This is a genomic window from Serinibacter arcticus, assembly GCF_004786095.1.
GTDB classification, from domain to species: domain Bacteria; phylum Actinomycetota; class Actinomycetes; order Actinomycetales; family Beutenbergiaceae; genus Litorihabitans; species Litorihabitans arcticus.
Genome location: NZ_RHPJ01000001.1, coordinates 362,142 through 387,458, shown reverse-complemented (window position 1 = coordinate 387,458; position 25,317 = coordinate 362,142). Strand labels below are relative to the sequence as shown.

General features: G+C 74.8%; 25 protein-coding genes and 1 tRNA gene. 8 read left to right on the top strand and 18 right to left on the bottom strand.

Features of this window, described 5'->3' with window-relative positions; translation table 11 throughout:
- Nucleotides 1-43: 43 nt before the first annotated feature.
- A complete protein-coding gene (nudC, locus tag SERN_RS01830) occupies nucleotides 44-1,009 on the top strand; it encodes an NAD(+) diphosphatase (protein ID WP_199241473.1) in 966 nt (321 codons plus the stop codon).
- A gap of 15 nt (nucleotides 1,010-1,024) precedes the next feature.
- Here nudC and SERN_RS01825 read toward each other — a convergent pair whose 3' ends face one another.
- Nucleotides 1,025-1,252, bottom strand: coding sequence for a mycoredoxin (locus tag SERN_RS01825; protein WP_135848968.1), 228 nt, complete (start codon nucleotides 1,250-1,252; stop codon nucleotides 1,025-1,027).
- 199 nt (nucleotides 1,253-1,451) lie between these two features.
- Between SERN_RS01825 and SERN_RS01820 the strand changes: the two genes are divergently transcribed.
- A complete protein-coding gene (locus SERN_RS01820) occupies nucleotides 1,452-3,521 on the top strand; it encodes an ATP-dependent DNA helicase UvrD2 (protein WP_135848410.1) in 2,070 nt (689 codons plus the stop codon).
- Nucleotides 3,522-3,891: 370 nt separating this feature from the next.
- On the top strand, nucleotides 3,892-4,218 hold the full coding sequence (locus SERN_RS15650) for a WhiB family transcriptional regulator (RefSeq protein ID WP_135848409.1): 327 nt from the start codon (nucleotides 3,892-3,894) through the stop codon (nucleotides 4,216-4,218).
- A 23-nt stretch (nucleotides 4,219-4,241) separates the two neighbouring features.
- Here the strand turns inward: SERN_RS15650 and SERN_RS01810 are convergent, their stop codons facing one another.
- Nucleotides 4,242-5,363 carry a ThiF family adenylyltransferase gene (locus SERN_RS01810; protein ID WP_158292538.1) on the bottom strand — a complete coding sequence of 374 codons (1,122 nt, stop codon included), beginning with the start codon at nucleotides 5,361-5,363 and terminating at the stop codon, nucleotides 4,242-4,244.
- Nucleotides 5,364-5,488: 125 nt separating this feature from the next.
- Here SERN_RS01810 and SERN_RS01805 point away from each other — a divergent pair, with 125 nt between their 5' ends.
- Nucleotides 5,489-6,094, top strand: coding sequence for a M48 metallopeptidase family protein (locus tag SERN_RS01805; protein WP_233251400.1), 606 nt, complete (start codon nucleotides 5,489-5,491; stop codon nucleotides 6,092-6,094).
- 16 nt (nucleotides 6,095-6,110) lie between these two features.
- On the opposite strand, the gene SERN_RS01800 is transcribed toward SERN_RS01805, so the two are convergent.
- Complete coding sequence (locus tag SERN_RS01800) at nucleotides 6,111-7,550, bottom strand: zinc-dependent metalloprotease (protein WP_135848407.1); 1,440 nt, start codon at nucleotides 7,548-7,550, stop codon at nucleotides 6,111-6,113.
- A 164-nt stretch (nucleotides 7,551-7,714) separates the two neighbouring features.
- Between SERN_RS01800 and SERN_RS01795 the strand changes: the two genes are divergently transcribed.
- Complete coding sequence (locus tag SERN_RS01795; protein WP_233251399.1) at nucleotides 7,715-8,857, top strand: YlbL family protein; 1,143 nt, start codon at nucleotides 7,715-7,717, stop codon at nucleotides 8,855-8,857.
- A gap of 15 nt (nucleotides 8,858-8,872) precedes the next feature.
- Here SERN_RS01795 and SERN_RS01790 read toward each other — a convergent pair whose 3' ends face one another.
- Nucleotides 8,873-9,487: a PPA1309 family protein gene (locus SERN_RS01790; RefSeq protein ID WP_233251398.1), complete on the bottom strand. Its 615-nt coding sequence runs from the start codon at nucleotides 9,485-9,487 to the stop codon at nucleotides 8,873-8,875.
- Nucleotides 9,488-9,632: 145 nt separating this feature from the next.
- Between SERN_RS01790 and SERN_RS01785 the strand changes: the two genes are divergently transcribed.
- The 3 genes from SERN_RS01785 (at nucleotide 9,633) to SERN_RS01775 (ending at nucleotide 13,318) form a co-directional block, all read left to right on the top strand.
- Nucleotides 9,633-12,617 (top strand): UPF0182 family membrane protein, encoded by a 2,985-nt coding sequence (locus SERN_RS01785; RefSeq protein ID WP_135848406.1) that lies wholly within the window; start codon nucleotides 9,633-9,635, stop codon nucleotides 12,615-12,617.
- Between the two features lie 127 nt (nucleotides 12,618-12,744).
- Nucleotides 12,745-12,818 (top strand) — tRNA-Met (locus tag SERN_RS01780).
- Nucleotides 12,819-12,982: 164 nt separating this feature from the next.
- Entirely contained in the window at nucleotides 12,983-13,318 is a 336-nt protein-coding gene (locus SERN_RS01775; protein ID WP_135848405.1) for a hypothetical protein, read from the top strand.
- A 3-nt stretch (nucleotides 13,319-13,321) separates the two neighbouring features.
- Here SERN_RS01775 and SERN_RS01770 read toward each other — a convergent pair whose 3' ends face one another.
- The 14 genes from SERN_RS01770 to SERN_RS01705 all read right to left on the bottom strand — a co-directional run bounded on the left by SERN_RS01770 (nucleotide 13,322) and on the right by SERN_RS01705 (nucleotide 25,272).
- Complete coding sequence (locus SERN_RS01770; protein ID WP_135848404.1) at nucleotides 13,322-14,365, bottom strand: Y-family DNA polymerase; 1,044 nt, start codon at nucleotides 14,363-14,365, stop codon at nucleotides 13,322-13,324.
- 43 nt (nucleotides 14,366-14,408) lie between these two features.
- Nucleotides 14,409-15,671: an APC family permease gene (locus tag SERN_RS01765; RefSeq protein WP_135848964.1), complete on the bottom strand. Its 1,263-nt coding sequence runs from the start codon at nucleotides 15,669-15,671 to the stop codon at nucleotides 14,409-14,411.
- Nucleotides 15,672-15,681: 10 nt separating this feature from the next.
- Nucleotides 15,682-16,515: a DUF1206 domain-containing protein gene (locus SERN_RS01760; protein ID WP_233251397.1), complete on the bottom strand. Its 834-nt coding sequence runs from the start codon at nucleotides 16,513-16,515 to the stop codon at nucleotides 15,682-15,684.
- Nucleotides 16,512-17,747: an AI-2E family transporter gene (locus SERN_RS01755; protein ID WP_233251396.1), complete on the bottom strand. Its 1,236-nt coding sequence runs from the start codon at nucleotides 17,745-17,747 to the stop codon at nucleotides 16,512-16,514. The genes SERN_RS01760 and SERN_RS01755 overlap by 4 nt, the downstream gene beginning before the upstream one ends.
- A 63-nt stretch (nucleotides 17,748-17,810) precedes the next feature.
- Entirely contained in the window at nucleotides 17,811-18,716 is a 906-nt protein-coding gene (locus tag SERN_RS01750) for a DNA-formamidopyrimidine glycosylase family protein (RefSeq protein ID WP_135848403.1), read from the bottom strand.
- 31 nt (nucleotides 18,717-18,747) lie between these two features.
- Nucleotides 18,748-19,275, bottom strand: coding sequence for a hypothetical protein (locus tag SERN_RS01745; protein WP_135848402.1), 528 nt, complete (start codon nucleotides 19,273-19,275; stop codon nucleotides 18,748-18,750).
- Nucleotides 19,272-20,594 carry a DUF58 domain-containing protein gene (locus SERN_RS01740; protein WP_233251395.1) on the bottom strand — a complete coding sequence of 441 codons (1,323 nt, stop codon included), beginning with the start codon at nucleotides 20,592-20,594 and terminating at the stop codon, nucleotides 19,272-19,274. The genes SERN_RS01745 and SERN_RS01740 overlap by 4 nt, the downstream gene beginning before the upstream one ends.
- A gap of 8 nt (nucleotides 20,595-20,602) precedes the next feature.
- On the bottom strand, nucleotides 20,603-21,595 hold the full coding sequence (locus tag SERN_RS01735; RefSeq protein ID WP_135848400.1) for an AAA family ATPase: 993 nt from the start codon (nucleotides 21,593-21,595) through the stop codon (nucleotides 20,603-20,605).
- Nucleotides 21,592-22,194, bottom strand: a complete 603-nt coding sequence (locus tag SERN_RS01730) for a hypothetical protein (protein WP_158292537.1) — start codon at nucleotides 22,192-22,194, stop codon at nucleotides 21,592-21,594. Before SERN_RS01730 ends, SERN_RS01735 begins: the two co-directional genes overlap by 4 nt.
- Complete coding sequence (locus SERN_RS01725) at nucleotides 22,191-22,916, bottom strand: DUF4129 domain-containing protein (RefSeq protein ID WP_135848398.1); 726 nt, start codon at nucleotides 22,914-22,916, stop codon at nucleotides 22,191-22,193. Before SERN_RS01725 ends, SERN_RS01730 begins: the two co-directional genes overlap by 4 nt.
- Before the next feature lie 5 nt (nucleotides 22,917-22,921).
- A complete protein-coding gene (locus SERN_RS01720) occupies nucleotides 22,922-23,440 on the bottom strand; it encodes a dihydrofolate reductase (RefSeq protein ID WP_233251394.1) in 519 nt (172 codons plus the stop codon).
- Nucleotide 23,441: 1 nt separating this feature from the next.
- Nucleotides 23,442-23,873 (bottom strand): OsmC family protein, encoded by a 432-nt coding sequence (locus SERN_RS01715; protein WP_135848397.1) that lies wholly within the window; start codon nucleotides 23,871-23,873, stop codon nucleotides 23,442-23,444.
- Nucleotides 23,874-23,928: 55 nt separating this feature from the next.
- Complete coding sequence (locus tag SERN_RS01710; protein ID WP_135848396.1) at nucleotides 23,929-24,453, bottom strand: GNAT family N-acetyltransferase; 525 nt, start codon at nucleotides 24,451-24,453, stop codon at nucleotides 23,929-23,931.
- Between the two features lie 45 nt (nucleotides 24,454-24,498).
- Nucleotides 24,499-25,272 carry a helix-turn-helix domain-containing protein gene (locus SERN_RS01705; RefSeq protein ID WP_135848395.1) on the bottom strand — a complete coding sequence of 258 codons (774 nt, stop codon included), beginning with the start codon at nucleotides 25,270-25,272 and terminating at the stop codon, nucleotides 24,499-24,501.
- Between the last annotated feature and the right edge of the window lie 45 nt (nucleotides 25,273-25,317).

Below are 25,317 nucleotides of genomic sequence, written 5' to 3'. Positions count from 1 at the left end.
CGGGATCGGCGACGGTGGCCGCCGCGGGCGTAGCGTGGCGCGCGTGACCCATCCCGCGCCCGGCTCCGCCGCGTCCAGCCCAGGCACCACAGCGACCACCCCGACACCGCTCCCGCTGCCGCTGGGTCGCTCCGCGATCTCGCGCGACGCCGAGCGTCGCGCGCAGGAGGGACTCGTGGCCACCCTGCTGGACGAGGCCTCGACTCGGGTCCTCGTGGTCGCCGCCCCGCACGTCCGCGTCACGGCACCGGACGCCCTCGACCTGCGGCCGGCGGCCGAGGTCCGTGACGAGCCGGGGGAGTGGTTCTACCTGGGGCGCGACGCGGAGCACTCCTACCTGGCGCTCGCACCCGCGTCGCCGCCCGAGATCGAGCGCGGCGCGACACCGCCCGGCTGGGCCTCGTTGCGCGACGCCGGGCACCTGCTGTCCGACGGCGAGGCCGGGCTGGCCACGGCCGCCGTCGCCCTGTCCGCCTGGCGGCGCGGCCACAGGCACTGCCCGCGCTGCGGCACGGCCACGGTGCTGACGGAGTCGGGCTGGTCGGCGCGGTGCGAGCGCGACGGGTCCACGCACTACCCGCGCACGGACCCCGCCGTGATCATGACCGTGCGCGACGGCCAGGACCGCCTCCTGCTGGCGCACTCGGCGGCGTGGCCGGAGCGGCGTCGGTCGGTGCTGGCGGGGTTCGTCGAGGCGGGCGAGGGCCTCGAGCAGGCCGTGCGGCGGGAGGTGGCCGAGGAGGTCGGCATCGAGGTGGACGCGCTCGCCTACCTCGGGGCGCAGCCCTGGCCGTTCCCCGGCTCGCTGATGGTCGCGTTCCACGGCTGGGTGGCCGACGGGGCGTCACCGCAGCCGCGTCCGGACGGCGTCGAGATCCTCCGCGCGGACTTCTTCACGCGCGACGACCTCGCCCGCGCGGTCGCGTCGGGCGAGGTCGTGCTGCCGATGCGGACGTCGATCGCACGCGTGCTGATCGAGTCGTGGTTCGGCGGACCGGTCGGGGACTGAGCCCCGGCTCGCGACTCAGGCGGCGGCGAGCTGACGCTTGACGTCGGCCAGCGAGGGGTTCGTGCTCGCCGAACCGTCGGGGAAGACGACCGTGGGCACGACCTGGTTGCCGCCGTTGACGGTCTCGACGAACGACGCGGCCTCGGGGTCCTCCTCGATGTTGACCTCCGTGTAGCCGATCCCGGCGGAGTCGAGCTGGGTCTTCAGCCGACGGCAGTAGCCGCACCAGGTCGTGGAGTACATCGTGACGGTGCCGGACTCGGGAAGCGTGGTGCTGCTCACGGGGATGCCCTTCGGTGGTGGCGGACGCGCGGACGGCGATCGGGATCGTCTGACTGGTCGAACCGCGTCGTCCGTCGGACTATTCCGGCCGACTCCCGTCCGCCGGCCCGGTCCCGGGCCCGCCCGACCGTGTCGGTGGGGCCTGGGAGGATGGGCGGTGATGTCCGACGCCTCCCGTTCCACCGCGCAGCTCAGCCCGGCCCAGCTGCTGGCCGCGCTCGACGACGACCAGCGCGCCGTCGCCGAGCACCTGTCCGGCCCGCTGTGCGTGCTCGCGGGCGCCGGCACCGGCAAGACCCGTGCCATCACCTACCGGATCGCCCACGGCGTGGCGACGGGCGCGTTCGCGCCGACCAGCGTGCTCGCGGTGACGTTCACGTCCCGGGCGGCGGCCGAGCTGCGGACCCGGTTGCGCGACCTCGGGGTGCAGGGGATCCAGGCCAGGACGTTCCACGCCGCGGCGCTGCGACAGCTGTCCTACTTCTGGCCGCAGGTCGTGGGGGGCGGGCTGCCGCGGATCGCCGAGCACAAGGCGCCCCTGGTCGCCGAGGCGTCGGGCCGGCTCGGCCTCGGCGCCGACCGACTCGCCATCCGTGACCTCGCCGCCGAGATCGAGTGGGCCAAGGTCAGCCTCGTCACACCCGACGACTACGTGCGCGCCGCCGCGGCCGCCGGCAGGCCGGGCGCAGCCGGCCACGACCTCACCACCGTCGCCCGGCTGCTTGCCGTCTACGAGGACGCCAAGACCGAGCGCGGGGTCATCGACTTCGAGGACGTGCTGCTGCTGACGGTGGGCGTGCTCGCCGAGCGCGAGGACATCGCCCGGACGATCCGCAACCAGTACCGCCAGTTCGTCGTCGACGAGTACCAGGACGTCTCGCCGCTGCAGCAGCGGCTGCTCGACCTGTGGCTCGGCGACCGGCACGACCTGTGCGTGGTGGGCGACGTCTCCCAGACCATCTACTCCTTCACCGGCGCCTCGCCGCGCCACCTCGTGGACTTCCCGAAGAAGCATCCCGGGGCACAGGTGGTCCGCCTCGTGCGGGACTACCGGTCCACGCCGCAGGTGGTCTCGCTGGCCAACGACGTGCTGGCGCGGGCCGGGCGCTCGCGGTCGGACGCCGCGGTGACGCTCGTGGCGCAGCGGCCCTCGGGCCCGGCCGCCTCGTTCGACGCCTACGACGACGACGAGGAGGAGGCCCGCGGCGTCGCGACGACGATCTCCGCCCTCGTCGCGCGGGGCGTGGCGCCGAGCGAGATCGCGATCCTGTACCGGACCAACGCCCAGGGCGAGGCGTTCGAGCAGGCGCTGTCCACGGCGGGGATCGGCTACCTCGTGCGCGGTGGCGAGCGCTTCTTCGCCCGCCGCGAGGTGCGCGAGGCGATCGCCCTGCTCCGGGGCGCCTCGCGCGCCGTCGACCCCGATCAGAGCATGCCTCAGGCCGTGCGCGACGTGCTCACCGGTTCCGGGTGGGAGACGCAGCCGCCCGCGGCGCGCGGCGCCGTCCGCGAGCGCTGGGAGTCGCTCGACGCGATCGTCAAGCTGGCCGACGACCTGTCGGCGCGGCGCGGCGCGGACCTGGGCGCCTTCGTCACCGAGCTGCTCGAGCGCGCCGCCGAGCAGCACGCGCCGACGCTCGAGGGCGTGACCCTCGCGTCGCTGCACGCCGCCAAGGGCCTGGAGTGGGACGCGGTGTTCCTGGCCGGGGTGTGCGAGGGACTGCTGCCGATCTCGTTCGCGGAGACGCCCGAGGCGGTCGAGGAGGAGCGGCGGCTCCTGTACGTCGGCGTCACCCGCGCCCGCGAGCACCTCGCGCTGTCCTACGCGCGGTCGCGCACGCCGGGCGGGCGGGCCAGCCGCAAGCCGTCCCGCTTCCTCGACGGCATCTGGCCGTCGAGCGACGGCGGCACGGGCGTCCCGGAGCGGGCGCGGCGCCGGGCGAGGGCCCAGGCGAACACGGACGCCCTCACCCACGGCGACGCCGACCCCGAGGTGTTCGCCGCCCTGAGCGCGTGGCGCGCCGACCTCGCGCGCGCCACGAGCAAGCCGCCGTACACGATCCTGCACGACACGACGCTCGTGGCCATCGCGACGGCGAAGCCGAAGACGCTGCGGCAGCTCGCCCTGCTCCGCGGGATCGGCGCGGCCAAGATCGAGGCTCACGGGGGCGCCGTTCTGGCCATCGTCGCAGGTGAGAGGCCTGCCGAGGCGCTCGACGGCGGAGCCTGAACCGCACGCCAGGAACCCGCGGGAAGAAAGTTCGGTTAATCGCTTGGCCCGCTGCGACGGGGGCGGCTAGGGTCGTCACCGTTCGTGTTCATCACTGCCCTGCCTCACCAGCACCAGGGGCCGCAACCGAAGGAGGTGTCCTGAAGATGTCCAACCAGATCATGACTCGCACCCGCGTCGCGTCGATCGCCGTTGTTCTCCGCATCCGCAGGACTCCCGTCCTCGGCGGCTCCGTGCACACCGCCTGACAGGCGTCAGCAGCGCAGCTCTGCTCCCACGGGAGCAGCACCCCGAGCCCTCGCGGCTCCTCGGCCCTCGTGGCCCTGTCTCCTGATGAACACGCAACACAGAAATCTCCGAGGTCTCCCTCATGTCTCTCACGATGTCCGACGCTGCCGTCGGCACGACCCTGTCCGCCCTCAACCCGTCCGCCCTCTCCGCGAGCGAGGACTCCGACCTCGACGTCACGCTGCCCTGCCAGGTGAGCACCACGATGGACCTGTGGTTCGCCGAGGGCGGAGCCGACGTCGAACGGGCCAAGTCGATGTGCACCGACTGCCCCCTGCGTGCCCAGTGCCTGGACGGCGCCCTCGAGCGTCGCGAGCCCTGGGGCGTCTGGGGCGGCGAGGTCCTCGTCGACGGCGCGGTCGTCGCCCGCAAGCGGGGGCGTGGCCGCCCGCGCAAGATCGCCGCGTGAGCCGCGCAATCCTCGCGCGTCCCTCACCCCCGCGCGTCCCCCTGGGCGCCGCACCCGCACTCCGGGTGCGGCGCCCAGCGTCGTTCCGCCACGCGTCCGCCGCCGACCTCGCGCGAGCGCTGCCACGGGGGACCGGCCCCGACGTCGCCCTCGTGGTCCGCCGCGTCCTCCATCCCTGACGCGTCACCGTCCAGCATGGCCAGGACGGCCGAGCACGCCAGCCCCGCCGCGGTCGCGACCGTCGCCGCGTCGTGCCGCGGGGGCGGCGCCACGGCCAGCTGCGTGGCGACGGCGGGCCAGCACGGATCGGCGTCGCGCCGGTGCAGGTCGAGGCAGCGCAGGCAGGCGTCGCGTCCCGGCCGGACCGCCGGTCCGACGACCACGTCCAGCTCGCGCTGCACCAGCGACAGGTGCGGCACGTCCCCGCCCAGCAGCGCGGACGAGCGGAACGGCACGCTGACCCGGCTCTCGACCAGCACCACCACGTCGGGCCGCTCGGGCGGTCGCGTCCGGACGTCGGGACGGCAGTGCCGCAGGTGGGCGACGGCGGCCACCTCCCGCGGGCGGCCGACGTCGGCGGCGTGGTAGCCGAATGCGGAGACGTCGCTCGTCAGCACCGGAGCCCTGTCCCACGGGGCCACCGTCCCGACGCCGGCCCCCGCCAGCAGGCGCGCGAGCGTCAGCCCGAGCGGATCGGCACCGAGGACGACGACGGCGGCCGTCCGCCGCCCGTGCGCGACCGGCCCCGCCGAGCCAACCGGCCCCGACGGGTCCGTCACCCCGGCCGGCCTCGCGGATCCGGCGAGGGCGGCGAGCCGGCGGGCGCGGGCCGCCCGCGCGAACCGGTCCGCCTCGGGTTCGGCCGACCACCGGGTCGCCGCCCACGCGGCGATCGACCGCGGGGGGTCGATCAGGACGCCCGCCCTGGCGAGGCGGCGGACGAGCTCGCGACTCTCGCGGACGCTGCCGCGCGACTGGTGCGCGAGCTCGACGCAGGACGCCACCGATTCCCGTGCCAGCACGTCGAGCGCACGCTGCTGAGGACCGCTCAGCCGGTCGAGCACCACCGCCAGCCGGGGGTCGGCCCCGAGCTGGCTCTCGCCGTCGCGCCGCCACAGGGTCAGCAGTCCGTCCGTGAGTCGCATGTCCACCTCCTGTCGGCCGAGGGTGGCACGGTCCCCGCGACGGCCGCGTGCCCGGACGTGCGCCTGTGGACGAGCGCCCTGTGGATGCACGCCGGCACCCGCTGACGGCGACCTAGGGTGGCCCGGTGACCTCATCCGACCCCCTGGCGCAGCGCGTCGTCCCTCGCGCCGACGACCCCGACGTGGAGGTCAGGCGCAGCCGCCGCCGCACCCGCACGGTGACGGCCTTCCGGGAGGAGGGGCGCATCGTCGTCGCCATCCCCGCCCGCTTCACCGCGGCGCAGGAGCGGGAGTGGGTGGAGAAGATGCTCGCCCGGCTGGCGCGCACCGAACGTCGGCGCCGGCCGAGCGACGAGGCCCTCGCCGCCCGCGCCGCCGAGCTCTCGCGGACCTACCTCGAGGGGCGGGCGCGACCGACGTCGGTCGCGTGGGTCACCACGATGCGCAGGCGGTGGGGCTCGGCCACCCCGAGCACGGGGGAGATCCGGCTCAGCCACCAGCTGCAGGGCGTGCCCGGCTGGGTGCTCGACGGCGTGCTCGTTCACGAGCTCGCACACCTGGTCGAGGCCAACCACACGCCGCTTTTCCGCGAGCTGACGCGCCGCTACCCGCGCCAGGTGGAGTCGGAGGCGTTCCTCGCGGGCATCACGTGGGCGCGCGGCCAAGGGGTCGACACGGCCGACGACGGCGACGGCGTCGACGAGGGGCCAGAGGCCGGTCCCGTGGAGTGAGGCGGAACCCGCCGGGTCAGGCGGTGCCGGGGCCCGAGGAACCGGGGCCCGTGGGACCGGTCCCCGAGGATCCGCTGCCGTCCCCGCCGTCGAGCAGATCGGCCAGGGCTGCGTCGATCTCGGCGTCCTGCCGGCCCTGCTCCTCGCGCCGCGCGACGAACGTCGTCGGGGAGTCGAGGTCCTCCGCACCGGGCAGCAGGTCGGGGTGGACCCAGATCGCGTCGCGGGCCTCGGGGCCGCCGTCGGCCACCAGGCTCGCCATCAGCGTGGCGGCCTCGCGCAGCCGGCGAGGGCGCAGCTGCAGCCCGACCAGCGTGGAGAAGACGTGCTCGGCGGGACCGCCGGCGGCCCGACGGCGTCGCATCATCTCGCGCAGCGGCACGCCGTGCGGGAGGTGCGGCGCCACGGTGCGGGCCGTGACGTCCTCGACCCAGCCCTCGACCAGCGCGAGCGCGGTCTCGAGACGTTCGAGCGCCCCGGCCTGCTCGGCGGAGACCTCGGGGGCGAACACCCCGCCCGAGAGCGCCGCGCGCAGCGCGTCGGGGTCGCTGGGGTCGATGCTGCGCACCGACTCCTCCATGCGCTCGAGGTCGATCGAGATGCCGCGCGCGTACTCCTCGACGAGGCCGAGGATGTGGGCGCGCAGCCACGGGACGTGCGCGTAGAGGCGGGCGTGGGCGCTCTCGCGGACCGCGAGGAACGCGAGCACCTCCTCCGCCCCGGCGTCGAGACCGTCGGCGAACGCGGCGACGTTGCTGGGCACGAGCGCGGTGCCCGGACCCTCCAGCAGCGGGAGCCCGGTGTCGGAGGAACCGAAGACCTCGCGCGCCAGGGTGCCGGCCGCCTGGCCGACCTGCAGCCCGAACACCGAGCCGCCGAGGCCGCGCAGCATCGCGGCGGGATCGCCGGCTCCCGGTCCGCCGAAGCCCTCGGGCAGACCGCCGAGGGCGCCGTCGCCCGAGGTCAGGACGGTCGCCAGGGCGTCGGAGACCGAGGAGGCGACGGGACCGGTGAGGCGCTTCCACGTCTCCAGGGTCGCCTCGACCCACTGCGCGCGGCTCCACGCCGACCGGGCGCCGCCCGCGGGCGGGAGGTCCGTGGCGGCGTCGAGCCAGAGGTCGGCGACGCTGAGGGCGGAGACCGTGCGGGCGCTCTCGGCGGCCGTCACGCTGGGGTCGCCGCCCTGGTGCGCGGTCTGACGGGCGATGTCGTGAGCGAGCGACCAGTTGACGCTCTGGCCGTCGGAGCCGGCCATCATCCGCTGCATCTGGGCCATCATCGCCTGCATGCCGGCGGCGTCACCGGGGAGTCCTGCGGCCTGCGCCATCTGGGCCGGGTCGAAGCCGCCGGCCTCGAGCGCCTCCATCGCGTCGCGGGCACCGTCCTCGCCGAGCATCTGGCGCAGGAGCTGCTCCCACGTCCGGCGGGCGTCGTCGGGGCTGCTGGGATCGCTCATCGGTGGCCGCCTTCGTCTGGGTGCACCCGAGCGGGCCGGCCCGGGTGCCCAACGTAACCCGCACGTCAGCGGCGGTCTCCGGGCTTTCGCTGACGGCGGATCGCCGGAACCCGCCCGTGGACCCCGTGCACGCGGGACGCCGCACGGTGGCGGAGAATGTCGGGATGAGCTCGCCGTCCGCCCCGTCGACGCCCCCCGAGGGACGCGCGGCGCCACGCACCTTCGAGATGATCCCGACGCCGACCCACGTCTGGGACCGCGTCCCCGCGGCGGCGTTCGTCCTCGGCCTCGTGCTCGCGGTCCTGCTGCTGCTGTGCGTCGTCGTCCCGGCCCCGTACGCGGTCCGGATGCCCGGACCCACGGTCGACACTCTGGGGGAGTCCGACGGCGTCGCGCTCATCACGGTGCGCGACGCACCGACGTACCCGACCGACGGACAGCTGCGGCTGACGACGGTCTCGGTCGCCGGCGGCCCCGGCTACCCGGTCTCGGTCGGCAACGTCGTGCGCGGCTGGCTCAACCCGGCCGTCTCGGTCGTGCCGCGCGAGTCCGTCTTCCCCGAGGGCGAGACGCGCGAGCAGGCCGACGAGCGCTCGCAGGCCCAGATGACGTCGTCGCAGACGTCGGCGACGGTCGCGGCTCTGGAGTCCCTGGACTACGAGGTGCCCGCGACCCTGAACGTCGCCGGGGTGGACGACGACGGCGCGTCCGTCGGCGTCGTCGAGGACGAGGACGTCATCACCGCCATCACCGTGGACGGCGTCGAGACACCCGTCGACTCCTTCTCCCGCCTCACCGACGTGCTGCGAGCGACGCCGCCCGGGACCGCGGCGACGCTCACGGTGCTGCGCGACGGCGCCGAGGAGGACCTCGCCGTCACCACGGGCGACGACGGCGACGGCGGCAGCACGCTCGGCGTCCTGCTCGACCCGGCCTACGAGTTCCCGGTCGACGTCGACATCGAGATCAGCAACATCGGGGGCTCGAGCGCGGGCACGATGTTCGCGCTCGGGATCATGGATCGCCTCACCCCGGGGGACGCGACCGGCGGCGAGATCATCGCGGGCACCGGGACGATGGACCTGGACGGCAACGTCGGCCCGATCGGCGGCATCGTGCAGAAGATGAACGGTTCGGTCCGTGACGGGGCGCGATACTTCCTCGCCCCCGCCGACAACTGCGACGAGGTCGTCGGCAACGTGCCGGACGGGATCAGGGTGGTGCGCATCGCGACGCTGGACGAGGCGTGGGCCTCGGTCCAGGCGATCGGCGACGGCTCGGCGGCCGACCTGCCCGCCTGCTCCTGACCGCGCGCCCGAGCCTCAGGCCAGCGTCGCCGCCAGCGCCGTCACCAGTCCCGGCACGGTGTCGCGGCCACCGACGACCTGCTCGTCGGTGTCGTGCGACCGGGCGCGCAGCGCGCACCACGACTCGCCCGTGCGCAGCACCCCGGCGGCGATCCGCACGTCCTGCGCGTCGGGGTGGGTGCTGAGCGCGGCGACGGCGGCCGCCTCGTCCGTCGGCAGGTCGGCCTCGGCGGCCGGAGGAACGACCAGGCGTTCGACGACGACGGCGGCGCCGTCGACCTGGTCGGGCCACGCGAGCTGAGCCAGCAGGTCCTCGAGCTCCTCGGCGTGCGGCAGCCCCTCCTGCTCGACGGCGGTGAGGTGGTGCGGGTCGCCGCCCGTGTCGGGCAGGACCGCCGCGAGCGAGGGGTCGGCGGCGAGCGCGGCGGCCGTGCGCACCAGAGCGAAGACGCGCACGGGACCGTCCCAGCCCGCGCCCGCGACGTGCTGCTCGGTCTCGCGCACGCAGCGCGCCAGGGCCGCCGTCGCGAGGCTGTCGGCCGGGGGAGCGGGGGTGCCGGAGTCATCGATAGGCGCGCCGATCAGGTCGTCGAGAGGGCCGTCGGAGGCCTGGTCCAGGGGCTCAGTCATCTCACGATCATGGCATCCCGCGCTCCCGCCCGACCCGCCCGGACCCCTGTGGGAAACTTGACGGAGGTGGTGGGCGTTGTCCCTGTGGTGGATTCGACCCCAGGTCGCCCCCGCAGACATTCCCCCGATCCGAAGGTGCTCCCTCGTGACCTCCGCTGCACCGGCCAAGCCGGCTCGCCGCCGTTCTGCCCTCGGGCCGACGATCCTCATCCTGGCCGCGCTCCTGGTGGCCCTGTTCGCGTCCTCCGGCCTCGTGACGGAGTGGCTCTGGTACAGCCAGCTCGACGTCACGCAGGTGCTCCGGACCGAGTGGGTCACCCGCGCGATCCTGTTCGCCATCGGCGCCGTCGTGCTCGGCGGTGCGACGTGGCTCAACCTCCACCTCGCCTACCGCAGCCGTCCGGTCTACGCGCCGGCCACCCAGGAGCAGCGCAACCTGGACCGCTACCGCGAGGCCGTCGAGCCCCTGCGCCGCGGCGTCCTGGTCGGCGCCCCGATCCTGCTGGGCCTGTTCGGCGGGCTCGCCGTCTCGAGCCAGTGGCAGACGGTGCTGCTCGCGATGAACGGGGAGTCGTTCGGTCAGACCGATCCGCAGTTCGGCATGGACCTGTCCTTCTTCATGTTCACGCTGCCGGCGCTGCGCTTCCTGGTCTCCTTCCTGATGGCCGTGGTGTTCATCTCCGCGATCGCCGCCGTCGTGACGCACTACCTGTACGGCGGCCTCCAGGTCGGCCAGGGCCCGCACGTCAGCCCGGCCGCCCGCGTGCACCTCGGCGTCCTGGCCGCGGTCTTCGCGCTCCTCATCGCCGGCTCGTACTGGCTCGACCGGTTCTCGCTGCTGGCGCAGGAGGGTGACCGCTTCGACGGCGCCGCCTACACCGACGTGAACGCCGTGCTGCCGGGTCGCGAGATCCTCGCGGGAATCGCGGTCGTCGTGACGGTGCTGTTCGTCATCGCGAGCGTGCGCGGCACGTGGCGGCTGCCCGCCGTCGCCGTCGCGCTCATGGTGGTGGCCGGCCTCGTGGTCGGCGGCATCTACCCGGCGCTCGTGCAGCGCTTCCAGGTGGCGCCGAACGAGCAGGACCTGGAGGAGCCGTTCATCCAGCGCAACATCGACGCGACCCTGGCCGCCTACGACCTCCAGGACGTCGAGACCAGCCCGTACGACGCGACGACCACCGCCGAGGCGGGCGCGCTGCGCGAGGATGCCGAGGCGACTGCCAGCATCCGCCTCCTGGACCCGACGATCATCTCGCCGACGTTCCGTCAGCTGCAGCAGATCCGCCAGTACTACTCCTTCCCCGAGACTCTCTCCGTGGATCGCTACGACCTCGACGGCACCAACGCCGACACCGTCATCTCGGTGCGCGAGCTCGACCTCGCGGGCCTGGGCGCGAGCCAGCGCAACTGGACGAACGACACCACGGTCTACACGCACGGCTTCGGCGTGGTCGCGGCCTACGGCAACACGCCGGGTGCGGGCGGTCAGCCCGAGTTCTTCGAGGGCGGCATCCCCAGCACGGGCGAGCTCGGCGACTACGAGCCGCGCATCTACTTCGGCCAGCAGTCGCCGGACTACTCGATCGTCGGAGCCCCCGAGGGCACGGCCCCGTGGGAGGTGGACTACCCCTCGGACGAGAGCGAGGGCGAGGTGCTGTCGACCTACACGGGCGACGGCGGACCGGTCATCTCCAACCCGATCCTGCGGGCGTTCTACGCGCTGCGGTTCGGCAGCCAGGAGATCCTGTTCTCCGACCGCGTGACGAACGAGTCGCAGGTGCTCTACGACCGTGACCCGCGCGTGCGCGTGGAGAAGGTGGCCCCGTTCCTCACGGTGGACTCCAGCACCTACCCCGCCGTCATCGACTCCAACGGTGACGGGACCGGCGAGGTCGTCTGGATCGTCGACGCGTACACCACCTCGAACGCCTACCCCTACTCGGCGCGTCAGGCGCTCGAGGAGGCGACCCTCGACTCCAACCTCGTGGATGCGGCAGGCAACCCGCTGACCGTCACCCAGATGCCCGAGTCGATCAACTACATCCGCAACTCGGTCAAGGCCGTGGTCAACGCCTACGACGGCAGCGTCACGCTGTACGCGTGGGACGAGAACGACCCGGTCCTGAAGTCGTGGGGCAACGTCTACCCGGACCTCGTGCAGCCGATGTCGGAGATGTCGGGCGACCTCATGAGCCACGTGCGCTACCCCGAGGACATGTTCAAGGTCCAGCGCACGCTGCTGAACACCTACCACGTGACCGACGCCGGGCAGTTCTTCGCCGGTTCTGACTTCTGGCGCACTCCGGAGGACCCGACGGAGGCCGGCAGCGTGCCGCAGCCGCCGTACTACCTCACGCTGCGGATGCCCGACCAGGAGGAGTCGGCCTTCTCGCTGACGACGTCGTTCATCCTCGACGACGACGGCCGCAACGTCCTGCGAGGCTTTGCGGCGGTGGACGGCGACGCCGGCACCGTGGCGGGGGAGCGGGCGGACGGCTACGGGCGGATCCGCCTGCTCGAGCTCCCGGCAGGGTCGGCGATCCCCGGACCGGGCCAGGTGCAGAACAACTTCGACACCGACCAGGCCGCCGCCAACACCCTGAACATCCTCGACTCGCAGGGCTCGCAGGCCGTGCAGGGCAACCTGCTCACGCTCCCCGTGGGCGGCGGGTTCCTCTACGTGCAGCCGGTCTACGCGCAGGCGTCCTCCGGGACGCAGTACCCGCTGCTGCGCTACGTGCTCGTCGCTTTCGGCGACAAGATCGGCTTCGCGACCACGCTGGACGAGGCCCTGGACCAGGTCTTCGGCGGCGACTCCGGGGCCGACGCCGGTGACGCCGGCACCGACCCCGAGGTCGAGGTGCCGGTCGAGCCGGGCACGGATCCGACCGAGCAGCCGACCGACGAGGGTTCCACCGATCCGGGCGACGGCGCGACCACGCCTCCGGCCGGCAGCGCGCAGGAGCGCCTGAACCTGGCGCTCGACGACGCGCAGGCCGCGCTCGAGGCGAGCCGCACGGCCCAGACCACGGGCAGCTGGGCGGAGTACGGCGTCGCGCAGGACGACCTCGCCGAGGCGCTGGAGCGCGCGATCGCGGCGCAGGACGAGATCGACGCTGCCGCTGGCTGATCCAACCGGTCGAGGCTGATCAGAGCCTCCCGACCTGGCTCGCGCGGGCCGCCACCGCCCGCGTGAGCCAGGTCACCCGGCCAGGATTTGGCAGTCCGGCAGAGGCCACGTAGAGTGGTCTTACCGACGCGGGGTGGAGCAGCTCGGTAGCTCGCCGGGCTCATAACCCGGAGGTCGCAGGTTCAAATCCTGCCCCCGCTACAAAGGAAGTACGAAAGGCCCGGACCACTGGTCCGGGCCTTTCGTCGTTCTCCGGCATCCCCGCAATGGACTTCCGCCGATGGTCGTGACAGTCTCGAACTGTTAGACGATCCAACCATTCGCAGGACTGACTGTCGGATGACGAGTGCCTCCGAGGAGAAGCCGTGACCACCGTGCCGAGACCCGTGTCCATAGCGCCGCGCTCGACGATGCGCGCCGCGGCGCACGTGCTCGTGACGACGGGCGCCGACCTCGTCCCGCTCGACCCGGCGGCCGCCGTCGCGGCGCCCACGCCGTCCGACGTGTGGTGCGCTCTCACGCCCGACGTCCGCTCGCAGCTGCTGCGCAGCCACGGCTCCGATCTCACCCCCGAGCAGGTCGTCAGCCTCGGGGACGCGGGCGGCGTGGTCGTGCTCGGGGACGCCGGACGCTGGGAGGTCGGGGACGACCTCTGCCGCTTCATCGCCCAGCTCACCCGGCTGCTCGAGCTGACCGACTGACCGTCAGAACAGCGCGCCCTGCACCTGGTCCGCCGGGACGAGCCGCTCGAGAGTCACGCCGAGCCCCGTCAGGCGGGGGAGCGGTGCGCGCTCCAGCAGGCCCCGCGCCAGCAGCTGCCAGTCCTCGTTCTGCGCCGTCGCCTCGACGCGCGAGGTCCGCAGCACGCGCGCGCGCTCGCCCGACGCCGGGGTGAGGGTCAGCGAGATCGAGGAGCCCGCCAGGCCGGAGCGCTCCGCCCGGTGGCAGACGCGCCCGACGCACGTCTCCAGCAGCTCCAGCGGGGTGCGGTCAGGGCGCGCGTAGCCCGACGTCGCCCCGGTCGCCGTGAACGAGGTCCGCCGGGTCACGGGACGCACGACCGCGTCGTCCGTGCCCTCGCGGATCTGGCGCAGGCGCCGCGCCATCGCCGCGCCGCACGTCTGCTGCAGCTCCTCGCGCGGGACGGCGTCGAGGTCGGCGAGGGTCGCGACCCCCAGGTCGGCCAGCCGGGCCAGCGTCCGGGGACCCACCCCCCAGACCCGGTCCGGCGTGAGGCTCGTCCGCAGCTCCCGGTCGCGCACGGCGTCGATCACGTGCAGCCCGTCGGGCTTGCCGGCCCGCGACGCGAGCTTCGCCATCAGCTTGGTGCGGCCGATCCCGACCGTGAGCGGCAGCCGCAGCTCCGACGCGGCGCGCCGTCGCAGCGACGCCGCGATCGCGACGGCCGTCTCGACGTCGTCCGTCCCCGGGTCGAGGAACGCCTCCTCGATCGATCCCGGCTCCACGGCGGGCGCGTGCGCGTGGAAGAGCTCGAGCAGCGCGTCACCGGCCTCCTCGATCTCACCGTGCGGGACGTCGAGCAGCACCAGCTCGGGGCAGTGGCGCAGGGCCTCGTCGATCCCCATGCCGGCGTGCACCCCGTGGGCGCGGGCGGGGTAGGAGGCGCACGCCACCACGACGTGGGCGACGACGGCGACCGGCCGCTCCCTCAGGTCCTGTCGGTCGCGGAGGGCGACGGACGCGAAGAACGCGTCGGCGTCGGCGTGGAGCAGCAGTCGTCGTCCCATCCTCGCATCGTACGCGCGTTCGAAGCAGGTCGACGGCGAGCGGTCATCCGTCGACTCGCCGCGACGTCATCGAGCGAACCGCCACCCCGACCGCGAGGACGACGAGTCCCACGACGACCGACGCCGGGGGCAGCGTCGCGACGAGCACGAGACACGCGAGCGCGCCGAGCAGGTTCAGGGCGCGCGGCATCCGGCGTTCGGGTCGCGGCTGCCGCCACGCGGCGAGCTGTGCGACGCCGTAGTAGAGCAGGACGCCGAACGAGGAGAAGCCGACCATCTCGCGCAGATCGACGGTCAGGACGAGGGCGACGACCGCGACAGCCACCGCGAGCTCGGCGCGCACCGGGGTGCCGCGACCGGCGTCGACGACGGCGAGGCCGCGGGGCAGGTCGCCCGTGCGTGCCATGGCCAGCGCCGTGCGGCCGACGCCGGCGACGAGCGCCAGCAGCGACGCCGCGCACGCCACGGCCGCCACGACGCGCACGCCGACGACCGCCGGACCGCCGAGACCGGCCACGAGGTCCGCGACGGGCGCGGCCGCCGTGGCGAGGTCAGCCCCCAGGCGCAGCTGCAGCACGGCTCCGAGCGCCAGGTACAGGGCGAGCACGATCGCGAGGCTGACGGCGACGGCGCGGGGGATCGCCCGGCGCGGGTCGCGCACCTCCTCGCCCAGGGTGGCGACCCGGGCGTAGCCCGCGAACGCGAAGAAGAGCAGACCGGCCGCCTGGAGCACGCCCAGCGGACCGGACGGCGGGGGGAGCGGGGCGGTTGCCGTCGCCGGACTCGGGTCGAGGACGAGGCCGACGGCGATCACCCCGATCAGCGCCGCCACGACGACGGTGGCCAGCACCCGCGAGACCGCCGCCGTCCGCGCCACGCCGCCGAGCGCCAGGAGCGTGATCGCGAGCACGGCCGCCACCGCCACCCAGCGCTCGCGGCCGGGGGCGACGTAGGCGCCCAGCGTCCACGCGACCGCGGCGCAGCTGGCGGTCTTGCCGACCACAAAGCCCCAGCCGGCGAGAAAGCCCGGCCAGGGACCGAGCCGCTCGCGGCCGTAGACGTAGGCGCCGCCCGCGACGGGGGAGGCGGCGGCGAGCTGCGCGGTCGCCGTGGCGTTGAGCGCGGCGACGACCCCGGCCACGCCGAGCGCCACCAGGAGGAGGTTGCCCGCGGCACCCGCGGCGGGCGCGAAGACGGAGAACACCCCGGCGCCGAGCATCGCGGCGAGGCCGACGGCGACGGCGTCGCGCGTCGTGAGCGCGCGGCGCAGCGTGGTGTTGGCGGGACCGCCGGGACCGCCGTGCATCGACACGCGGCTACATCCTGGCGTAGCGGGCGCGGGCGAAGGAGTACAGCCCGTAGGCGGCGAAACCGATGCCGACGGCGATCACCACGACGGGGCCGCCCGGGGCACCGAGCAAGGTCTCGACAGCGCCGTCGACCCCCTGCGCCTGCGCGGGGTCGGCCGTCATCGCCGCGAGCACGAAGAGGCCGCCGACCACCGCGAGCGCGACGCCCTTGGCCGCGTAGCCGATCGTGCCGAGGAGCTCGACGCCGCGGCCCAGCTCACCGCCCGGTGCCGCCCGCAGGTCCTCGCGGAACTTCTTCCTGGCGCCCTTGACGACGTGGTAGACCCCACCCGCCAGGATGCCGAGACCGACGACGGCGACCAGCACGCGCCCGGCCGGGGCGGCCATCAGCCCGGCCGCGAAGCCCTGGGCGCTCTCGTCACCCGAGCCCGAGCCCGAGCCCGAGCCCGAGCTGCCGGCGAGGGCGAGCGACCCCGCCGTGAAAGCGAGCGCGAGGTACAGGCCGCCGCGTCCGGCGGACTTCACGCGATCGACCGCCTCGTCCCGACCCGTCACGGCGTCGGCGAGCTGCCACGCCCCGAGCGCCACGAACGCGGCGACCGCGACCCAGAGCACGGCGGCGCCGAACGGGGTCCCGCCGAGCTGCCCGAGGGCGGCCTGCTGGTCCGCCTCGCCGCCCGCCCCGAGGCCGATCGAGACGATCGTCGCGCCGAGGACGAGGTGCAGGACGCCGCTGACCGCGTACCCCCCGCGGGCCACCCGCTCCCACGCGGTGCCGGCGTGGCGCTTCGCCGTCGAGGAGTCGATGCCGGAGCCGCTGCCCGACCCGCCGCCGGTCACGCCATCGCCCCGGTGGTCGGTGCGGGCGACCTCTCGGGTGCCGGATCGCTCAGCATCGGCGAGCTGACGAGCTCGTGCCGGCGCAGGTAGGTGTTGGCCACGGCCTGGATCGTCGCGGCGATCGGGAGCCCGAGGAACGCCCCGAGCGGCCCGAACACCGCGCCGAACGCGAGCACCACGACGAAAGAGACGGCCGGGTTCATCTCGAGCGCCTTCGCGGACACCTTGGGGGCGAGCAGCAGGTTCTCGATCTGCTGGTAACCCACGATGAAGGCCGCCACGATCACCGCGCGGGTCAGGTCCTGCGACGTCAGGGCGACGACGATCGGGAGGGCGCCGCCGACGTAGGTGCCGATCGTCGGGATGAACTGCGAGACCAGGCCGGTGAACAGTGCCAGCGGCAGCGCGTACGGGGTCCCGAGCACGAGCAGGAACGCCGCCGTCGCGACGGTGCAGAACGCGGCCAGCACCACGCGCGTGCTGATGAAGTCCGAGACCTTGGTCTGCGTGACGTCCCACAGCCGCAGCACCTCGGCCTGGCGGCTCGGGGTGAGGTAGCGGCAGATCGTGGCGCGGAACCTCGGGCCGGCCGCGAGCAGGTAGTAGGTCACGAGCATCACCGTGAGGAACGCGATGATGCCGCCCGCGATCGTCGTGCCCACCAGCAGAGCGCCGCTGGCGACGTCGCCGCCCCACGAGGCCAGCGCCTGGTCGATGAGCTCGCCCGACTCCGGCACCGTGACGTCGAACTGTCCCTCGACCCAGGCCGTGACGGTCCCGTAGGTCTCGGGGGCGGCCTCGATCAGCTGCACCAGCTGCTGCACGAACAGGTTGCCGAACATCGCGAAGACGCCGGCCGCCACGACGATCGACCCGATCAGCGCGGTCCCGGCCGCGGCACCGCGTCGCCAGCCGTGCCGCACCAGCCACAGCACGACGGGTTCGAGCGTGAGCGCGATGAACAGCGCGATGAGGAGGTTGACGAACAGGCTCTGGAGCGAGCCGAGGGCGTTCCACGCGAAGATCGCCGCGAACACGACCACGACCGCGAGGATCAGCGCTCGCAGCAGCCAGCGTGGTGGTCGGTTCGCGCCGGCGTCGCTGTAGCTCGGCTGCTCGGGCGGCGCGAGCCCCCGGCCGTCGGCCACCGCGGGCGCGCCGTCGACGACGTCGCTCGCGTACTCCCGCGCCTCGTCGGCGCCGGGCCCCTGCTTCCTGGATCGTCGTCTCACGCGCTCATCATGCCGGTCGCGCGGGACGGTCAGGTGAACGCGCCCGGGGCGCCCGCGCTCACGTCAGCGCAGCAGCCGCGACATGCGACGGTCGGCCAGCGGGGTGCCGCCGGTCTGGCACGTGGCGCAGTACTGCAGGCTGCGGTCGGAGAAGGAGACCTCGCGCACGACGTCGCCGCACACGGGGCAGAACTGGCCCGCCCGGCCGTGCACGGCCATCCCGCGCCGCTTCGCGTCCTTCAGCTCGGCCGCGGGCTTCCCGGTGGCCTGGGCGACGGCGAAGCCCAGGATCCCCGTCGTCGCGACGGCGAGGCGCGCGACGTCGTCGTCGGACAGGGAGGAGGTCAGCGCGAAGGGCGACATCTTCGCGGCGTGCAGGATCTCGTCGCTGTAGGCGTTCCCGATGCCGGCCACGAGGCTCTGGTCGCGCAGCGCACCCTTGATCTGCTGGTTGCGACGGCGCAGCGCCTCCCCGAGCGCCTGCGGCGTCATGGCCGTGACCGGGTCGAAGCCGAGGGTCGCGATCGGCGGGATGCTCGCGACGTCGGTGACGAGGTGGACGGCGAGCCGCTTGCGGGTGCCGGCCTCGGTGAGGTCGAAGCCGGAGTCGTCGTCGAACCAGACCCGCAGCGCGAGCGGACCGGCCGACCGGCCCATGGGGCGGCCCTTCGGGGTCGAGGCCGGGACCATCGACTCGCGCCAGCGCAACCAGCCCGCCTTGGCGAGGTGGAGCACGAGGTGGAGCTCGGCGTCGGTCGGGTCGATCTCGCCGCGCGGTCCCAGGCCGATCGCGAGCCACTTGCCGTGTCGCTCGACGCCGACGACGCCGCGTCCGACGACGTCGTCCAGCGGCGGGGCGAACGTCTTCAGCGCGCCGATCTGGGCGACGTGCGCGGCCACGACGACGCGGGACGTGGTGCGCTCGCGCAGGAAGGCTCCCAGCGCGTCGACCTCGGGCAGCTCCGGCATGGCACCACTGTGCCACCGGGGACCGACGGCGTCATCGTCCGTCGCGCAGCACCCACCAGGTCAGCGCCGTCACCGACACGAGCGCCCCGACCGTCAGCCACGGCAGCGCGGCGCCCGTGGCCTGCAGCGCCCACGCCAGCGCCGCTGCCACCTGGCCGACGCCCTGGGCGACGGCGAACCCCGGCAGGCGCCGTCGCAGCACGGTCAGCGGCACGAGGCCGCCCAGGGGCAGCGCCTCGGACAGCCGGGCCAGCTCGAGCGCGAGGTGCAGGGACAGGACGGCGCCCGCGAGGGCCGCCGGCTCCGGCGACGGACCCCGCAGCACGAGGGTCGCCGCGCCGAGCACGAGCGCCGCCGGACCGAAGGAGCGCGGCGCGAGCAGGAGCGCGAGGACGGCGAGCCCGCCGATCACGAAGCCGAGCGCCTCCCGCCCGAGCAGCGCGACGGCAGCGGCCCCGGCGAGCAGCGCCGCCAGGCGCAGCACCCAGGACCGGGTCGCCGGTCCGACCGTGAGGTCGACCGGGGTGGCGGTCCTCGGACCCCGAAGCCCCCCGATCATCGCGCCCCCCGCGGGCGGCGTGAGAGGACCGCGATCTCGGCGCGCGCGCTCGCGAGGTCGTCTCCGGCGCCGGCGGCGCTCGCGGCGTGCCAGGCCACGACGGCGATGCCGGCCGCCCCGAGCCGGCGCAGCCGCGCGGCGCGCTCGGCGAGCACGAGCCGTGCCGCGAGCACCTCGGCGGGCGGGAGGTCGGCGAGGTGCGGTGTGGTCAGGACGTCGACGGCGAGGACCCGGTGCCCGGCCGCGGCCCAGAGCTGGGCGGCCGCGGCGGCCTCGTCGTCGAGGAACGTGGAGGCGATCACGACGAGCGCGCCGGTCGGTACCTGCGGTGCGCGTCGCAGCCGTGCCGGCTCGCCCTCGGGCGCGGCCAGGGCGAGCGCGTGCGTGACCCGCTGCAGGTGCCGGCGCCCGCCACCGGGCGCGATCGCCCGCCGCCGCGTGCCCAGGTCGGCGAGGCCGACGCGGTCGCCCTGCTCGAGGTAGGCGCGCGCGAGGGTGGCGGCGGCGCGGCGGGCGACGTCGAGGGACGTGGGTTCCGTGTCGGCGCCCGGCCGGCCGCCGGACCAGGTGCGCACGTCGACGCCGACGTCGTCGCGCGAGTCCAGCACGATCATCACGACGGCCTCGGCGGGGGCCTGCGTCCGCCGCACGTAGAGCTGCGTCCCGATGCGGGGATCGCTCGTGCCCCGGCGGGCGGTGACGCGCCAGTCGATGCGGGGGAGGCGGTCGCCGGAACGGAACGGGGCGACGTCGTGCAGCTCGTCGCCGTCACCGCGCCGGCGTGAGGGGTGGGCCCCCGTGAGACCCACGAGGTGGTCGGGCAGCGGCAGCGCATCGAGCGTCCCGACCCCGGGCTCGACGACGACGCGGTCCGCCCTCCTGGTCGTCGGCACGGTCTCGAACCCGTCGGCGACGCCGGCCCAGTCGAGGCGGAACAGCTCCAGCGGTCCGGTGCGCGCCGAGAACACGTCGGCGGTCGCCGTCGCCCCCGCGGGCAGGAGCGCGTGGGCGGGGCGGTGGCGCGGCACGGACACGCGCAGCCGGACGTCGTGCCCGGCGGGGGCGCGCAGTCGCGCGAGGTGGTGACCGGCGGGGGCGTCGGGCAGTCGGTCGAGGGAGACGGGCGACGACGGCTCCGGGTGGCCTGCCGCGTCGGCCTTCGTGCGTCGGGCAGCACCGAGCGCGGCGGCGACGACGACCGGCACGACGAGCGCGACGGCGTCGGGCCGGCCGGTGACCACGCCCGCCAGTGCGACGGCTGCGGCGAGCCCCGTCGCCCCGAGCCACGCGGCGGTGGGACGCCAGGGGCTGGTGCGCACGCCCGCCGTCACGACGAGCGGGCCGCGGTCGCCGCCGGGCTCGGCACCTGGGTCAGCAGCTGCTCGACGACGGCGCCCGGGGAGACGCCGGCCGCCCACGCCTGCGGTGTCAGCGTCAGGCGGTGGGCGAGGGTCGCCTGCGCCACGTCCTTGACGTCCTCCGGGGTGACGAAGTCGCGGCCGTCGAGGACCGCCAGGGCGCGGGCCACCAGCACGAGCGCCTGCGATCCTCGGGGTGAGGCGCCGACCTCGACCTGGCGGTGCTCGCGCGTCGCGGCGGCGAGGTCGACGCAGTACGCCACGACGTCGCGGTCCACCTCGACGGCCTCGACCCCGGCCTGGAGGGCGCGCACGCCGTCGGCGTCCACGACGGCGCGGACCCGCGCGGCCTCCTCGCGGCGCGCGAGCCGGCGCACGAGCACGTCGGCCTCCGCGGCGGGGTCGAGGTAGCCGACGCCGAGCCGGACCATGAAGCGGTCGAGCTGAGCCTCGGGCAGCGGGTAGGTGCCCTCGTGCTCGACGGGGTTGGACGTCGCGATCACGTGGAACGGGGCGGGCAGCGGGTGCGAGGTGCCCTCGACCGTGACCTGGCGCTCGGCCATCGCCTCCAGCAGCGCCGACTGCGTCTTCGGCGGGGTCCGGTTGATCTCGTCGGCGAGGAACACGCCGGTGAAGACGGGGCCGGGCCGGAACTCGAACGCGGTGGTGGCCGGGTCGTAGACGAGCGAGCCGGTGATGTCGCTCGGCAGCAGGTCGGGCGTGCACTGCAGACGCCGGAAGTCCAGTCCCAGCGCCGTGGCCAGGCTGCGGGCCGCGAGGGTCTTGCCGACCCCCGGCACGTCCTCCAGCAGCACGTGGCCGCCGGCGAGGACGGTCGCCAGCGCCGTCCGCAGCGCCGGTGCCATGCCGACGACGGCGGTGGCCACCTCGGCGAGAACCGCCTCGCCCGTGCGGGCGATCTCGGCGACGGTCGGCGTGCGCGGTGCAGGCGTGCTGGTCATGGGGATCCCTTCGTGCGCCGGTCGAGCTCGTCGAGCCCCTCCAGCGCGGTCAGCGTGCGTCGGAGCTCGGACGGGGTCAGGTGGCCCGTGCGCAGCGGCCCGGCGGCCACCTCGCGCAGCACCTGCAGGTGGGGGTGGTGGGAGGGGTGCGGGTCGTCGCGAGGCCCGTCGTCGCCGGGGAGCGCCGACCCGGCGAGCCGCTCCTCGACCAGCAGCTCGACCCTGGTCAGGACCTGGTGGCCCACGACGCCGTCGCGCGAGCCCACGCCCCACGAGAGCCGGTAGACGTCGGCGCGCCGTCCCGACCGCTCGTCGGCGGGCAGCCGGGGCAGCCGCGGCGAGTCGGCGTCGGGCAGCACGCGCAGCAGGAGGACCACCCCGACCGTGAGCCCGACCACCAGCGCGGTGTCCGACGGCGCGAACCGGGCGACGGCCACGCCGACGACGATGACGACCGCGACGAGCGCGACCTCGCCGGCCAGGCGCGGCAGGCGGCGTCGGCCCCGCGCGTGCTCCGACGCGTCGCGAGGGGGGCGGCGTGACGCGGCGGCCGCGTCCGTGACGGAGCCACCCGCGGGAGGGCGCACGGGGATCCTCATCGGCCCTCCCACGTGGACTCGATGCGTTCGAGCGCCGCGGCGGCGGCCGCGACGTCGTCGTCGGTGGGCGCGCGACTGCCGAACCGCGCGGCCCGGTAGACGTCGCGCAGGCGGGCGACGGCGTCGGGATCGGCCGCGGTGCGGTGCAGGAGCCGGGTCGTGAACTCGGTCGGGGTGTCGGCCGCGGATCGCGCGGCGCCGGAGGCGGCCGCCGTCTCCTCGAGCGCCACCCAGGCGCCCACGATCGCGTCGGCGGGTGCGGCCCCCGCCCCGAGCGCGGCCGCGGCTCGCCGCAGGGCGGGGGACAGGTCGGGCACCTCCTCGTCCTCGCCGGCCTCCAGGGCGCTGACGGTGCCCGCTGCCTCCGCCCGCAGCGCGTCGGTGCGCAGGGTGCGGCGTCGGCGCCACAGCCACCACGCGCCGAGGGCCACGAGCCCCAGCAGCGCCGCGATCGCGAGGGCGAGCACGGTGTCGCTCGCCCACGCGGGAATGCCCGCGAGCGGGGGGTCGGTCGGGGTGGGCACCTCCTCCGGGAGGAGCGCTGTCTCGCTCTCGGTCACGGTGACGGGTGGCGGCGTCCCCGCCTCGGGGAGGCCGGCGCCGGGCGGGTCGGCGGTCCACGGACCGCGCAGGCCGGCGCCCAGGACCGCCAGCAGCAGCACGAGCGCGGCGAGCGTCACCGGCACCACGGTGCGCCGCTGGAGCCCCCCTCGCGTCGTCATCCCGGTCAGCTCCGCCGGTGGTGCACGATCCGCCAGCGGGTCCCGGTGGTCGACGTGCGCCAGCCGGCGACGTCGGGCGGGGTGACGTCGTGCCACTGCGCGGGGTCGAGCCGGGGCGCGGGGGTGAGGTGACCGTCCTCGGGTTCGGGCACGTCGATCTCGCTGACCACGAGGAGGTCGGCGTGCTCCAGCGCGAGCGCGTAGACCTCTCCGCCTCCCATGACCCACACCTCGGGCTCGTCGGCCAGCAGGGCGAGCGCCTCCGCGAGGGTGCCGACGACCTCGGCGCCCGGGGCGGACCACGCCTCGTCCCTCGTCAGGACGACGGAGCGCGAGTGGGGCATCGGCCTCAGGTCGGGCGGCATCGAGTCCCACGTCGCCCGTCCCACGAGGACGGCGTGACCGCGGACGGTGGCGTGGAAGTGCGCGAAGTCCTCGGGCACGTCCCAGGGCAGGGCGCCGTCGCGCGCGATCGTCCCCCCGGGCGTCTGCGCCCAGACCATGCCGATCGTGGGGCGTCCCACGTCAGCCCTCGGTGGTGATGACGAGGTCGACGCCGGCCCCCGCCTCCAGCGTGCGGGAGACGGTGCACAGCCGCTCGACCGCCTTGACGATCGCCGGTTCGAGCCGCTCGCGGCGACCGGGTTCGAGGTCGGAGGCGTCCACGACGAGCTCGACCTTCAGCCGCGGGTAGCGGTTCTCGCCGTCGTCCTTGGTGCGCGTGACGCCCACGGTGATCGCGACGTCGTCGCCCAGCTCCGAGGCCACGCGCGAGTCGGAGCTCATCCCGGTGCACCCGGCGAGCGCGATGGCGAGGAGCTCACCGGGGGAGAACACGCCGTCGGCGTCCTCCGGCCCGATCCGGACGCTGGCGCCCCGACCGTTGTGACCGGTGTAGGTGCGGGTGCCCGTGCGCTCGGCCCAGAGGGGATCGGGGGCGTTCGTGGAGTCGCTCATGCTCCATCCTGACACCCCGGCGACGCTGCCCGACGGCGCGGTTGCTGCAGGCGCCTCAGCCGACCTGGTCGCTCCGCCGCTCGAGCACGACCAGGTCGCGCCACACGCCGGCCATCGGGCCGTGGATCATCTTGCCGACCCGCTGCCGCGTGCCGACCACCCGGAACCCGAGCGAGGAGTGCAGGGCGATGCTGGCGACGTTCTCCGGGAAGACGGAGGACTGCAGCGTCCAGAACCCGGCCTGCTCGCTCTCGCTGACGAGATTCGCCAGGAGCGCGTGGCCGACGCCGTTCTCGCGGTGGTCGGGGTGGACGTAGATCGAGACCTCGATCACGCCGACGAACACGAGCCGGTGGGAGTGCGGGGCGCAGGCGAGCCAGCCGACGACGCGGCCGTCGTCGTCGAGCGCGACCGTGCGCAGGAGCGGCAGCTTGTCGTCGTCGAACGTGGCCCACGTGGGCGGGGTGTCGGAGAAGGTCGCGTGACCGGAGGCGATGCCGGCGGCGTAGATCGCGTGCACCTGCTCCCAGTGGGTGGCGTTCAGCGGAGCGAGTCGGACGCCGGTGGTGGTGATCCCCATGGAGCGATCGTGGGGGGTCGCGGTGTCGGACGAGGGACGAGATCGTTACGTTTTCGTGACGTTCGGTTGCTGTGAGGCAGGGCGGCCGCGACGGCGGAACAGCGCCGGCGTCTCGCCCGCCAGCCGTGCGAACTGGCGCGAGAACGCGGCCTGGTCGTAGAAGCCGGTGAGCTCGGCCACGCGAGCCAGCGGGGTGGTGGTCGTGGTCAGGAGGTGAGCCGCCCGGTCGATGCGCGCGCGGAGCAGCAGCTGGGAGGTGCTCAACCCCGTGATCCGGCGCAGCCGGCGGGACAGCACGGCCGGGGTCGTCCCCGCGATCGTCGCGAGCTCCGCTGAGGTGGGTGCATCGGTGCCGTCGAGCCGTTCCAGGACCTGCGCCAGACGCGGGAAGGCCGAGGTGTCGCGCGCGTCGTCGACGTCCTGCGACATCGTCACGACGCCGATCACCTGCCCGCCCGCGCGCACCGGCAGCTTGGCGGTCAGGTGCCAGCGGGGCGCTCCGCCCAGCGAGCGGATCAGCTCGAGCTCGTGGCGCAGCTCCTGGCCGGCCATGACGCGGGCGTCCTGCTCGACGTACCGGTCGGCGAGGTCGGGGACGAACAGGTCGTGCGCGCGGTGTCCGAGGACGGCGCGGCGCGAGGTCTGGCCGGCCCGGCGGACGAAGGTCGGGTTCACCGCGACGTAACGGCCGCTCGCGTCCTTGGCGCAGAACATCGTGGCGGTGAGGCCGTCCAGGAGCGCGAGCAGCGCGGGACCCATCGTGGCGGCGTCGAGGCCGCCGCTGCCATCGCTGCCGTCGCTCTCGGGGAGGTCGCTCATCGCCACCATTGTCGCGGAGCGCGCGCTGCGCGGTCGCTTCGGGAC

What these genes read in the sequence shown, in the direction of transcription:
- SERN_RS01825 (WP_135848968.1), bottom strand. Translation starts at nt 1,252, where the DNA reads ATGTACTCCACGACCTGGTGCGGCTACTGCCGTCGGCTGAAGACCCAG.
- SERN_RS01820 (WP_135848410.1), top strand. Translation starts at nt 1,452, where the DNA reads ATGTCCGACGCCTCCCGTTCCACCGCGCAGCTCAGCCCGGCCCAGCTG.
- SERN_RS15650 (WP_135848409.1), top strand. Translation starts at nt 3,892, where the DNA reads ATGTCTCTCACGATGTCCGACGCTGCCGTCGGCACGACCCTGTCCGCC.
- SERN_RS01810 (WP_158292538.1), bottom strand. Translation starts at nt 5,363, where the DNA reads ATGCGACTCACGGACGGACTGCTGACCCTGTGGCGGCGCGACGGCGAG.
- SERN_RS01800 (WP_135848407.1), bottom strand. Translation starts at nt 7,550, where the DNA reads ATGAGCGATCCCAGCAGCCCCGACGACGCCCGCCGGACGTGGGAGCAG.
- SERN_RS01795 (WP_233251399.1), top strand. Translation starts at nt 7,715, where the DNA reads ATGAGCTCGCCGTCCGCCCCGTCGACGCCCCCCGAGGGACGCGCGGCG.
- SERN_RS01790 (WP_233251398.1), bottom strand. Translation starts at nt 9,487, where the DNA reads ATGACTGAGCCCCTGGACCAGGCCTCCGACGGCCCTCTCGACGACCTG.
- SERN_RS01770 (WP_135848404.1), bottom strand. Translation starts at nt 14,365, where the DNA reads ATGGGACGACGACTGCTGCTCCACGCCGACGCCGACGCGTTCTTCGCG.
- SERN_RS01765 (WP_135848964.1), bottom strand. Translation starts at nt 15,671, where the DNA reads ATGCACGGCGGTCCCGGCGGTCCCGCCAACACCACGCTGCGCCGCGCG.
- SERN_RS01750 (WP_135848403.1), bottom strand. Translation starts at nt 18,716, where the DNA reads ATGCCGGAGCTGCCCGAGGTCGACGCGCTGGGAGCCTTCCTGCGCGAG.
- SERN_RS01745 (WP_135848402.1), bottom strand. Translation starts at nt 19,275, where the DNA reads ATGATCGGGGGGCTTCGGGGTCCGAGGACCGCCACCCCGGTCGACCTC.
- SERN_RS01735 (WP_135848400.1), bottom strand. Translation starts at nt 21,595, where the DNA reads ATGACCAGCACGCCTGCACCGCGCACGCCGACCGTCGCCGAGATCGCC.
- SERN_RS01730 (WP_158292537.1), bottom strand. Translation starts at nt 22,194, where the DNA reads ATGAGGATCCCCGTGCGCCCTCCCGCGGGTGGCTCCGTCACGGACGCG.
- SERN_RS01725 (WP_135848398.1), bottom strand. Translation starts at nt 22,916, where the DNA reads ATGACGACGCGAGGGGGGCTCCAGCGGCGCACCGTGGTGCCGGTGACG.
- SERN_RS01715 (WP_135848397.1), bottom strand. Translation starts at nt 23,873, where the DNA reads ATGAGCGACTCCACGAACGCCCCCGATCCCCTCTGGGCCGAGCGCACG.
- SERN_RS01710 (WP_135848396.1), bottom strand. Translation starts at nt 24,453, where the DNA reads ATGGGGATCACCACCACCGGCGTCCGACTCGCTCCGCTGAACGCCACC.
- SERN_RS01705 (WP_135848395.1), bottom strand. Translation starts at nt 25,272, where the DNA reads ATGAGCGACCTCCCCGAGAGCGACGGCAGCGATGGCAGCGGCGGCCTC.